Consider the following 12,288-nt stretch of genomic DNA (forward strand, 5'->3'; position numbering starts at 1 on the left):
ACTTATTCCTATAAGTGTGTACGAAAAACATGGCGGATTACCAGAATATATACAACCGTTATAATAGAAAAGGCTACCACTTACTACGCGCAAAAAGAGAGAAAATAGGCTAAAAAGCGAATGGAGGAATTGGAGATGGATACTTACGATATGGAGAGATCGTATGGTGGATAATTTAACCGATTGGGAGGTTGCTCATTTTCTTAACGGAACAATGGTAAAACAAACAACTTCGATTGCTGTTGAAAATCCGATTACGATTATTGTAAATGGCAAAGAATTTGCTACGCTGGTTTGCTCACCGGAATATGCAAAAGAACTAGTCATCGGCTTTCTTGCTTCATAAGGAATCATTTACAATTCAATCTCTTAATATGGATGAAGAAGCAGGATTTGCCTATTTTGAAATTGACAAGCTGGTCTGACGGGTATGACCAAGACTGCGCTTAAGCTAGACGAAGTTACTTTTCAAAAATATATCACAAGATAAAAACGGATGTATTTCCTAGATAACTAACATAACGAGTGCTGTTGTACAGCACTCGTTTACGCTAATTATATTTAGTCTATTTTTCGATACCAAAACCGATGAGCAGAAATAGCCTCTGTAAATCGTTCAATAAATCGCTCCACGGATGAATCCGTAATTACGCCTGCATCACTTCTGATACCTATTTCATCCAAGACTTTCTTTCCTTCATTCATCGCACCAATAGGCTTGTAATGTTGGAACGCTTCATGTACAAAATAGCGTGCTTTATAATGAAATTCTATGTTTTTTCGTTTTCCACCAGCAATATATACAGCATCAAACAATACTGAATCAGCTGTAAAAAAACTATTATTAACATTTAGTGTTTGCCCGTCTGAGCCAGTTACGTGTCCAAGTTTATTGCTGACTAATATCGGATGGACTCCATTTTTAGCTAAACGATTTAAAATAACAACGACTTTATCGGTAAGAAACCCGTCATCTATGAGTACAGCGACTTTCCTTGTTGCAGCTTTTTTAGTAGTATTTTCTTGGCTAAGCGCTGGTGACCGCTTCGTAATCGAAGAACCTCCTTTTTCTGGAGGTGTCACCCCAATATTTGTTGCAATTTCCTGCACCATTTTTAAATCTACATGACTAAACATATCCACTACTTGCTGTTTAACAGTTTGATTTTTTACTTTACCTAACTCAAAGCTAAAAGCATCAATAATATGCTGCTTCTCTATTTTACTCATACTGTTCCAAAATAAGGTTGCCTGTGAAAAATGATCTTTAAAACTATCACTGCGGGCACGAATCTTCCGTCCTTCTACTTTTTCCTGATAATGCTCATAACCCCCTTCTGCAACAGTTGCTGGCTTAGGAGTATTATTAGCTAGTGAATTTTTGTGATAACTGACCTGTCCAACGTTTATTGTGTGTCTGCCATAGCCATCACGCTGGTTATTATGAAACGGACAAACAGGTCGATTAATTGGTAGCTCATGAAAGTTAGGACCACCGAGTCTGATCAATTGTGTATCTGTATAGGAAAATAAACGGCCCTGTAATAATGGGTCATTTGTAAAATCAATGCCAGGAACAACATGACCCGGATGAAAAGCTACCTGTTCCGTTTCAGCAAACACATTATCGATATTTCGATTTAATGTCATTTTTCCAATTATTTTTACTGGTATATCTTCTTCTGGCCATAATTTTGTAGGGTCTAATAGATCAAAACTAAACAAATCTTCATCCTCTTCAGAGATTAACTGAACGCCTAGTTCAAATTCTGGATAATCCCCGTTTTCAATCGATTCGTACAAGTCTTGGCGATGAAAATCAGGATTCTTCCCGTTAATCTTTTGCGCTTCATCCCACACGGTTGAATGAACGCCTAATTTTGGCTTCCAATGAAACTTTACAAACGTACCTTTTCCTTGGTCATTGACTAATCGAAACGTGTGCACACCAAAGCCTTCCATCATTCGATAGCTGCGTGGAATAGCCCGATCGGACATTTGCCACATAACCATATGAGCTGTTTCCTGATTATTTGCAACAAAATCCCAAAAAGTATCATGTGCAGAAGCAGCCTGAGGAATTGCCGTTATGAGGTTCAGGCTTCACTGCATGGACGAAATCCGGAAATTTAATGGCATCCTGAATAAAAAAAACGGGAATATTATTACCAACAAGATCATAATTTCCTTCTTCTGTATAAAATTTAGTAGCAAAACCCCTTACATCACGAGCAAGATCGCCAGAGCCCTTTGAGCCAGCGACTGTTGAAAACCGGACAAATACAGGTGTTTTTTTACCAGGGGTTTGTAAAAACTTTGCTTTTGTATAAGGTTTCATCGATTCATAAAGTTCAAATTCCCCGTGCGCTGCAGATCCACGAGCATGAACTACTCTTTCCGGTATCCGTTCATGATCAAAATGCGTCATTTTTTCACGGAAATGAAAGTCTTCCATCAATGTTGGTCCTCTGTCTCCAACTTTTAAAGAGAATTCATCTTCCGAAATCTTTAGCCCTTGATTCGTTGTCATTTTTTTCCCATTATCATCGACACGAAAATTGTCTAATTGTTTTTGCTTACTATTTCCTTTCTGCCCATCAGCCATTACCTTTTTCCTCCTTACAATTTTGAGAATAACAAATTCCACACCGTGCTGTAGTACTATTTGGAAACCTTTCCTTAACCCAGTTCCCGAATGACGAAACAGTTAAACTAGTCTGCCTGTTTAAACCGAAACTTTTATCACTGTAATCAAGGTTGACGTTTTATCTCTCCGCTAATTTAAGGTGGTTAATAAGGATAGGTGGCGCTTTTTCGTTACGTATCTACTCCTAAGTGAAACACTGCACGAGTTGACTGCCAATTAAAACTGTTTTAATACTTATCATGATGAACATCTAATCAAAGGTCCAAAAAAGACGATCTATTGGAACTACATGCACAGGGAAATAGAGAAGATTTATTTCGACGTTTCATATCGTGTAGTAAGTGAAACAGAATATTAGTGGTGTTATAATTTAAACTAGATTACCTTTCAAAAAGCATTAAGGCTGGCTTAGACCGCATCATTCTTGAAAAAACGCGATGTATCGCGGCTTGAGTTTTTCTTGTCCGTGAAAAAACGTTGTGTATGTTGCCAAGCTTTTTGACATGTTGGACGCCGACACAGCATGTCTGTGCGTCAAAGTGCAAGGCGACGTAATTTTTGCGTGGAGAAAGGGTTTCAATTAAAAACATAAATCGCTAGAAATAAGCCTTCGGTGGACTTTTTTAAGTATAAGGAGTGAGCAGTGATGGACAAAATAATACTCTTTGATGGGATATGTAACTTTTGTGATCGAAGTGTCCAATTTATTTTAAAACGGGATAAACAAGAACAGTTTCTGTTTGCCTCGCTACAAGGAGGTGTCGGGCAAAAGCTATTCAAAAAATACCGAATTCCTTCGAACATGAATAGCCTTGTTCTGCTTGACGGAGAAAAGTATTATGTTAAATCAACCGCTGCGCTTCGCATTTGTAAAGAGCTTGCAGGGGTATGGAAGCTATTATACGGTCTCATCATCATTCCCAGACCAATTCGCGACTTTGTTTATCAATTTATTGCAAACCATCGTTATCAATGGTTTGGACAAAAGAAAAGTTGCAGTTTACCTTCCGCTAAAACGAGAAAGCGATTTTTATAATTCCAAAAGCCTACCATTTCCATAGTTAACGTTCTTGAGCTAAACGTTGAACAAATGGAAGAGCAATCCTGTCAAACTATTGAACTTTCAAGCGTCATCCCTAAACCCCAAACAGACTCATCATTTGCCTCAGATAATAGGGTAACTTTTAATAATTCCTATACTTCAACTTTTAAAAGTAAAGCAAACTTATTTATATAAATACGCCTCGTATTTTTGTAGGAACTTTTAGTTTTAGAGGGGGAAAACAAAAGGTTATTAATTAACAGAGGAGGTACTCCTGTCTATCCAGGTTAAAATGTAATTCAGCGGGGCGTTCTTCCAAGCCTCCGCTGAATCTTAATTTACTTAATTGAATATTAATATTGTTATCTATACTAAGCTTCCCTTACAATACGTATAGATGGAGAAACACTTTCTTATTTGTTGTATAGTACGGATTATAAAAAACTATTTACTTAGGCTTCTTGATCTGTTTGGCTTCATCTTCTTGATTTGTTTACTACGCAACTGACCACAAGCTGCATCAATATCTGCACCATTTTCCCAACGTACACCACAATTAATTCCTTGCTCTTTCAATGTTTCAAAAAAAGCTTGAATGGTAGCAGAATCACTGCGTTGATATTGACTGTGCTCATCAACGGTATTATATGGGATCAAATTGACATAAGCGAGCTTGCGATGGTCCTTTAATAGCTCAGCCAACTGAATTGCTTCTTCTTGGTGGTCATTCACATCTTTTAACATAATATACTCATACGTAATGCGTCGGTTTGTCTTTTGTAAATAGTAATGAATGGCATCCATTAATTTTTCAATTGGAAAGGCCTTATTTATCTTCATAATACTTCTGCGCAATTCATTATTTGGTGCATGAATGGAAACAGCTAAGTTCACTTGAACTCCGGTATCCGCAAACTTATAAATTTTATGAGCAAGACCACTGGTTGATACAGTAATATGTCTAGCACCAATATTTAACCCACGATCATCATTAACGATATAGATGAAATCCATTAAATTATCAAAATTATCTAATGGTTCGCCAATTCCCATAACGACAATATGACTTACTCGCTCGTCTTTTCCTTTTAAATCGAGATTCTTTTGCACCATCATTATTTGCTCAACAATTTCACCACTTGTTAAGTCACGACTTTTATTTAGCAAACCGCTGGCACAAAAACTGCAGCCAATATTACACCCTACTTGGGTCGTAACACAAACAGATAGACCATAATTAAAACGCATTAATACGGTTTCAATTAAATTTCCATCTGTCAGGCGGAACAAATACTTAATCGTACCGTCTTTTGATTCTTGTTTTACTTCTTCTTCAAGCACACCAAGGACAAAATGTTCGTCTAGTAAGCCAATCGTTTCCTTATTGATATTCTTCATGTCAGAAAAGTGATTAATTCTTTTTTTATATAACCAATTCCACACCTGATCCGCACGAAACCGTTTTTGTCCATGGTCCATTAGCCAATCCTTTAATTGTTCATATGTCATTCCATAAATGGACGGTTTACTCATGATTAACCCTCATTTCTAGAAAATCTAGTCTACAGAGTGATGTAAAAACATTAGATATCTCGTTTAAATTATGATTCACCATATTATCTTACTTCATGAATGAGCTTGTTGCAAATACCGATGTTTTTATATCTTATATTTTTAACAATGACAGCTAAAATATAACTCTAAACCAAAAGCTAACAACATGAGGACGAGGGCCTAAACTAGTCGACGAAGCTATTTTTCAAAAAAGATATCCACCATGTAGAATAAATATAATTATCGAGGCATCATAAAGAGCTGTTCAAACCTGTGAGTATTATTGAACAGCTCTATTGTTTCTTCTATGGCAATACTGTCTCTCCCATTAAATAACGATCACACTCCCTTGCTGCACCTCGCCCTTCATGAATAGCCCAAACGATCAAACTTTGGCCACGGCGCATATCGCCAGCTGCAAAAATTCCATCTACATTCGTGCGATAGTCGTCATACTCTGCTAAAGCGGTTGATTTATCTGTAGTATCTACACCAAAATGCTGGAGTAACGTTTGTTCCGGACCACGAAATCCGATAGCAATTAATACGAGATCAGCAGGCCAAACTTTATCTGTACCGGGAATTTCCTTACGTATTTTATTACCAGCCTCATCGTAGCAAAGCTTTACATTCATGGTATGAACTTCTTTTACATTCCCGTATTCATCACCTACCAACTTTTTCGTCATCACTGTATACGCTCGAGGGTCTGAGCCAAATACACGACCAGCTTCTTTATGACCGTATTCAACACGATGAATTTTTGGATATTGCGGCCAAGGATTTGTTTCCATCTCACGTACGAACCCTTTTTTATCATAAATATCAAATTGAACGAGGCTTTTGCAATTATGACGGACAGCGGTCGCTAAACAATCCGTCCCCGTATCTCCACCGCCGATTACTACCACATCTTTACCTGCTGCTGAGATATAATTATCATCCTGTAAATTCGAATCTAATAGACTTTTTGTATTAGCATGAAGAAAATCCATGGCGAAATGAATTCCTTTTAGATGATTTCCCTCTACTTGGAGATCCCGATGTACCGTTGCTCCACTGCAAAGTATGATTGCATCAAATTGCTGTTTTAGCGCTTCTTTGGTAATATCCTTGCCAACTTCCGTATTCGTTAGGAACTTGATTCCTTCTTGCTCTAAAATAGCTACACGTCGCATAACAATATCATAGGAGAGCTTCATTTCCGGAATCCCATATGTTAATAATCCCCCCACTCGATCGCTCCGTTCAAAGACCGTTACAAGATGTCCTGCTTTATTGAGTTGGGCTGCTGCAGCAAGACCCGCTGGTCCTGACCCAACAACTGCCACCTTCTTTCCGGTTCGCTTTTTAGGAGGACTTGGAACGACCCATCCTTCTGCAAATCCTTTTTCAATGATTGCTCGTTCTATTGTCCGAATAGCAACTGGCGGCTTATTAATCCCGAGTACGCATGCTCCCTCACAAGGTGCCGGACATGCTATCCCTGTAAATTCCGGAAAATTGTTTTGTACATGCGCCAATTCCAAAGCTTCCTTCCACTTTCCTTGATAAACCAACTCATTCCACTCAGGGATCAGATGATAGACTGGACAACCCGTAGTAACTCCATCTAATTCCATACCGGTATGGCAAGTAGGAACGCCGCAGTCCATGCAGCGTGCCCCTTGAATTTGAATTTCCTTATCGGTTAGTGGAATGGTATAATCAAACCAATCCTTCGTTCGTTTAAGCGGATCTCTTTCTCTTCTTGTTTGTCTGTCATATTCCATAAATCCGGTTTGTTTTCCCATCATATGCCTCCTTTATAACATTTATCATTGTCTGTCCATTGACGAAGCTTCATAAGTAGCTGAAAAGACCTATTACACGACACTGATCCGCTGTTTTTTCTTTTCTGTTACTACTTGTTTTCTTTCTTCAAAGGCAAGCATTTCTGCATCAAACTTGCTGAGTCCTTCTTTTCTTAGCGCAGCGATCCGCTGTTGTATGTGCAGATAAGCTGTCGGAATAACTTTGACAAAATAATGCATATAGTTGTCCCAATAGTTTAAAATTCGCTTTGCATGTGCACTATTTGTTTCGATCACATGTTGTTCAATCAGCTGAATTAATTGGTCTATTTCATCTTGTTCAACTAAGGTTTCCAGCGTTACTAACTCCTGATTTACCTGGGAACGGAACGATCCACTTTCATCCAACACATAAGCAATACCACCGGACATTCCTGCGGCAAAATTTCGTCCTGTTTTACCTAAAACAACAACGGTTCCTCCTGTCATATATTCACAGCCATGGTCACCAACACCCTCAACGACAATCGTGGCACCACTATTTCTAACAGCAAACCGTTCTCCTGCAAGTCCACGAATATATGCTTCACCCCGTGATGATCCATAAAAAGCAACATTACCAATGATCGTATTCTTTTCCGGGGTAAAGGTAACATTTGGGTCAGGATGAACAATAATCTTCCCACCGGATAGTCCTTTACCAACGAAGTCATTTGCATCACCAATTAATCGAAGCGTCATACCAGGAGGGGTAAAAGCACCAAAGCTCTGTCCGGCTGATCCACTAAAATTCAGTTTTATTGTATCTTCCGGAAGCCCTCTTTCCCCATATCGTCTTGATACTTCACTTCCCAATAACGTACCTGTCGCACGATTAATATTACGAATAGCAGTAGTAAACTCAACTGGTTCACCATTATCCAGAGCTGGTTTACAATTTGGAATTAATTCTTGATAGTCTAACGTCTTTTCCATGCCATGATCTTGTTGCATTGTAGCGTAACGCCCGACATGTTCCGGAACATCAGGCTGATAAAAAATTGCCGATAAATCAATGCCTTTTGCCTTCCAATGATCCAGCGCCTCATTAAACTCCAATACATCTGTCCTGCCGATCATTTCATTGATGGTGCGAAACCCTAATTGTGCCATGATTTCCCTTGTTTCTTGGGCGATAAATTTCATAAAGGCAACAACATCATGTGGATCACCAATAAATTTTTTACGTAACTCTGGATTTTGGGTAGCAATACCAACAGGACATGTATCTAAATGGCATACACGCATCATGACACACCCAAGAACAACAAGCGGCGCTGTGGAAAAACCGAATTCTTCAGCTCCTAATAAACTAGCAATCACTACATCTCTTCCTGTCATCAATTTTCCGTCTGTTTCTACTACGATCCGGTCTCTTAATCCATTTAATAACAGCGTTTGATGTGTTTCTGCTAAGCCTATTTCCCACGGTAATCCCGTATGCTTTATACTTGTCCGTGGAGCCGCTCCTGTACCACCATCGTAGCCACTAATTAACACGAGATCTGCACGCCCCTTCGCAACACCTGCAGCAATTGTACCTACACCAACTGCCGATACGAGCTTCACACTAATTCGCGCCTGAGGATTTGCATTTTTTAGATTATAAATTAATTCGGCTAAATCCTCGATGGAGTAAATATCGTGGTGAGGCGGTGGTGAAATCAGTTCAACTCCTGGCGTAGATCCACGCACTTCTGCCACCCATGGATATACTTTATTACCAGGTAATTGGCCCCCTTCTCCCGGTTTTGCTCCTTGCCCAACTTTTATTTGAATTTCATCGGCATTGACAAGATAGTGACTGTTCACCCCGAATCTTCCAGAAGCCACTTGCTTAATGGCGCTGCGTCGTAAATCACCATTAGCATCTCGGGTAAACCGATCTGGTGATTCCCCACCTTCTCCACTATTACTTCGTCCGCCGATACGGTTCATGGCGATCGCCAACGCTTCATGCGCTTCTTTACTAATGGAACCGAATGACATCGCCCCTGTCTTGAATCTAGCACAAATAGACGCTACAGACTCTACTTCATCAATCGGAATTGGCTTACGTTGTTTAAAAGACATTAAACCTCGTAACGTTTGCAAGTTTTTCGTTTCGTCGGTCAATAGCTTTGAATACTCCTTAAACAATTCATAATTTCCAGTACGGCAAGCATGCTGCAAAGTATGAATCGTTCTAGGATTATACTGATGGTCTTCTCCACCTTGGCGATATTGATATTCATCCCCTGCTTCCAGGGTGCTATTTGCCCCACGATTTTCATGAAAGGCATGTTGATGACGCATTTGCGCTTCTTGTTCCATGATATCCAGTCCAATTCCACCTAATCTAGAAGCGGTATGAGTAAAGTATTTATCGATGACATCTCGCTTAATACCGATAGCTTCAAAGATTTGTGCTCCACGATAGCTCTGAATTGTCGAGATACCCATTTTCGATAACACTTTAATGATACCGTCAGTGACAGATTGAATATATTTTTCAATCGCCTGATCTTTCGAATATCCTTCCAGTTGCTGCTTTTCAACTAGATCTTTAATGGAATGAATTGCAAGATATGGATTGATCGCTTCTGCACCGTAACCAAGCAGTGCAGCAAAATGATGAACTTCACGCGGCTCACCAGTTTCCAGTAATAAACTAACCTTCGTGCGAATTCCTTGGCGAATTAAATGATGATGTAAGCCCGATACAGCTAACAGCGCCGGGATAGCCGCCTTCTCTTTACCAATTCCACGATCAGATAAAATCAAGAGAACTGCTCCATTTTTAATCGCTTGATCTGCTTGAAGAAACAGCTGATTAAGTGCTTTTTCCATGCCAGGCTTTGTTGTAGTTGTCTCAAAGTGTATCGGTAACGTCTCTGCTTTAAAGCCATCCAATTGCTGAACGCGTAATTTTTCTAATTCCTCATTTTTCAAAATGGGGGTCCCTAGGCGAATCTGTCGACAACTTAGGGCTGTAGGTCGAACGAGATTACCTTCCGCCCCAATGGTTGTTTCTGTCATCGTGATTATCTTTTCGCGAATGGCATCAATCGGCGGGTTCGTTACTTGTGCGAATAGTTGTTTAAAATAGTTGTATAATAATTGCGGCTTTTTTGATAATACAGCTAGAGGTGAGTCATATCCCATTGAACCAATCGGATCTTTACCATTGATAATCAGTGGCTTGATCATCTTATTTAGTTCTTCTCGTGTATACCCAAATGCCTGTTGCAGCTTGATTAAATCTTCCTCAACAGGTGGTTGATAGTTGACTTCTGGGAGATCATCTAAATCCAACTTGTTTTTTAACCATTCTTTATACGGTTGTTCGGAGGCAATTTGCATTTTTATATCATCATCAGGAACGATTATACCTTTTTCCAAATCTACCAATAGCATTTTTCCAGGTTCTATACGTTTCTTATACAAAATATCATCTGCAAATATATCCAGTGCGCCTACTTCTGACCCCAAGACAATCATACCGCTTTTCGTTACATAATAACGAGCTGGCCGTAAACCGTTTCGATCAAGACAAGCGCCTATTTGTTTACCGTCCGAAAAGACAAGTGCTGCCGGTCCATCCCAAGGCTCCATCAATGTACTATGATATTCATAGAAATCACGTTTCTCTTCCTTCATCGCTTGATCATGGGACCAGGCTTCAGGAATCATCATCATAGCTGTATGTGCTAAGGAACGTCCAGATAAATGAAGAAATTCAAATGTATTATCAAAAATAGATGAATCACTGCCATCGTAATCAATTATTGGAAGAATTTTCTTCATATCTTCCTCTGTAAAATAATCAGATGAGCATAGCTTCTCCCTAGCACGCATCCAATTAACATTTCCTCGCAGTGTATTAAATTCTCCGTTATGAATGGTATAACGATTCGGATGTGACCTCTTCCAACTTGGAAATGTGTTTGTACTAAATCGAGAATGAACTAAAGCAAGTGCAGATTTAAAATCAGGATGGTTTAAATCAATGTAAAAGGCATCTAATTGCTCTGGAATGAGCATACCTTTATATACAATTGTACGAGAGGACAAGCTGCAAATATAAATATCTTCCAGTTCTGGAAACTTACCAGCTTCTTGCTCCATGCGTTTGCGAATCACGTAAAGCTTTCGTTCAAATGCTTTTTGATCTTGAAGATCCGGTGATTTTTGGATAAAGAGTTGGCGAATCGTTGGCATCGATGTTACGGCTAATTTTCCTATAAATGATTCATTCGTCGGAACAGGACGCCAGCCGAGAAAATGTTGACCTTCTTCTTGAATAATTTGTTCAAACATCGCCTTGATTTTCAGACGAAGCCCATGGTCTCTCGGAAGAAAGATCATCCCGATTCCATATTCACCCTTAGGTGGAAGCTGAATCCCTTCTTTGACACATTGCTTTTGAAAAAAGCGATTAGGAATTTGTGTCAAAATTCCTGCACCATCACCTGTACTCGTATCAGCAGACTGTCCGCCTCGATGTTCCAAATTGCATAAAAGACTAATGGCATTTTGGACAATATGATGAGTTTGTTTTCCATTGATATTTGCTATCATCCCAATTCCACATGCTTCATGCTCAAATTGTGGATGATATAATCCCTGCGCTTCAGGGAGTTTATTTCTTGGCATCCAACTATCCCCTTCCTTGACATCGGTTATGTCACTGATAATATTTGTAAAAATCCTATTATACCTATTTTTCCAATAATTAATTTTCTAATTGTTTCGGAAAAATAGTGTAGTAGAAATACTATATCACAAAATTACGATTAACTCAAAATTCAGATAAGTTATTTTCATGCATTTTTATTTAAATTTAAAAGTTGTAAACGCTATGATCAAATGGTTGGATATTTTCTTATGCATGATAAATGCATGTATTTCAACTACTTTTGAGTGAAAGCAGTTTGTCATAAAAAATTCAAATCTTTTGCCGTTTCCGTGAATAATTTAATCATCCCCATCCTATATTCAAGCATCATTTATGAAGCTGATCATTGGACGCTCCATTAATTTACACTTATCATTGCTTATTAAGAGGTGTTCAAAAGGTAGGATAAAGTAAATCTTCCATCAGTAGGGTTTTCTTTTATCCCCCACTGATGTGATTAGAAAGAATAGAATCGACATTTAAATTGCAGTCGGATCCTCCACTTATCCTCTTAGGCTTCACCTCAAAGCATTTAAAGGGCAGGTCTAACTGCCAG

Annotated in this window: 5 protein-coding genes and 1 pseudogene; 2 read left to right on the top strand and 4 right to left on the bottom strand. The window is 39.0% G+C overall.

All coding sequences use genetic code 11. The features are described 5' to 3' along the window. The first annotated feature begins 163 nt into the window (after positions 1–163). On the top strand, positions 164–346 hold the full coding sequence (locus tag BN1066_RS06460; protein WP_077318624.1) for a formate dehydrogenase accessory sulfurtransferase FdhD: 183 nt from the start codon (positions 164–166) through the stop codon (positions 344–346). A gap of 215 nt (positions 347–561) precedes the next feature. Here the strand turns inward: BN1066_RS06460 and BN1066_RS06465 are convergent. After that, positions 562–2,605, bottom strand: a pseudogene (locus BN1066_RS06465) (catalase). Between the two features lie 688 nt (positions 2,606–3,293). On the opposite strand from BN1066_RS06465, the gene BN1066_RS06470 reads away from it, so the two are divergent. After that, positions 3,294–3,683 (top strand): thiol-disulfide oxidoreductase DCC family protein, encoded by a 390-nt coding sequence (locus tag BN1066_RS06470; protein WP_077318625.1) that lies wholly within the window; start codon positions 3,294–3,296, stop codon positions 3,681–3,683. Between the two features lie 450 nt (positions 3,684–4,133). Here the strand turns inward: BN1066_RS06470 and rlmN are convergent, their stop codons facing one another. From rlmN to gltB, 3 genes are all read right to left on the bottom strand, one after another. Continuing rightward, the gene (gene rlmN, locus BN1066_RS06475; protein ID WP_077318626.1) at positions 4,134–5,222 is read right to left on the bottom strand and encodes a dual-specificity RNA methyltransferase RlmN; all 1,089 of its coding nucleotides are present in this window, start codon (positions 5,220–5,222) and stop codon (positions 4,134–4,136) included. A gap of 326 nt (positions 5,223–5,548) precedes the next feature. Then, positions 5,549–7,036: a glutamate synthase subunit beta gene (locus BN1066_RS06480; RefSeq protein WP_077318627.1), complete on the bottom strand. Its 1,488-nt coding sequence runs from the start codon at positions 7,034–7,036 to the stop codon at positions 5,549–5,551. A gap of 72 nt (positions 7,037–7,108) precedes the next feature. Further along, positions 7,109–11,710, bottom strand: coding sequence for a glutamate synthase large subunit (gltB, locus tag BN1066_RS06485; RefSeq protein ID WP_077318628.1), 4,602 nt, complete (start codon positions 11,708–11,710; stop codon positions 7,109–7,111). Positions 11,711–12,288: the final 578 nt, after the last annotated feature.

Source organism: Virgibacillus proomii, assembly GCF_900162615.1.
Taxonomy (GTDB): Bacteria; Bacillota; Bacilli; order Bacillales; family Amphibacillaceae; genus Virgibacillus; species Virgibacillus proomii.